Annotated in this window: 1 protein-coding gene; it reads right to left on the minus strand. The window is 57.7% G+C overall.

Translation table 11 applies throughout. The features are described from left to right. On the minus strand, positions 1-272 hold a 272-nt coding region (locus RTW80_RS29305), incomplete at both ends, for an ATPase, T2SS/T4P/T4SS family (RefSeq protein ID WP_312721636.1).

The following is a 272-nucleotide window of genomic DNA, read 5'->3' on the forward strand; positions in this document are numbered from 1 at the left end:
TTTCGACATCACCTTGATACGCGACACCAGCAGCGGGGCGAGCTTACGCGCCGGTTGCAGCACCGGGCGCAGCACGCCGTCAACGCGAAAGCGTATGCTCAGGGTGCGCTCGAAGGTTTCGATATGAATATCTGACGCGCCCTCCTTCACCGCCTCGCCGAGAATGGCGTTGATCAGGCGGATCACCGGCGAGTTTTCATCGTTATCGAGCAAATCTTCGTTATCCGGGATCTCCTCGGTTAACGCCATCAGATCGATATCCGCGTCCATGT

This window comes from Escherichia sp. AM3 (assembly GCF_032029835.1).
In the GTDB taxonomy this organism is placed as follows: Bacteria; Pseudomonadota; Gammaproteobacteria; order Enterobacterales; family Enterobacteriaceae; genus Escherichia; species Escherichia coli.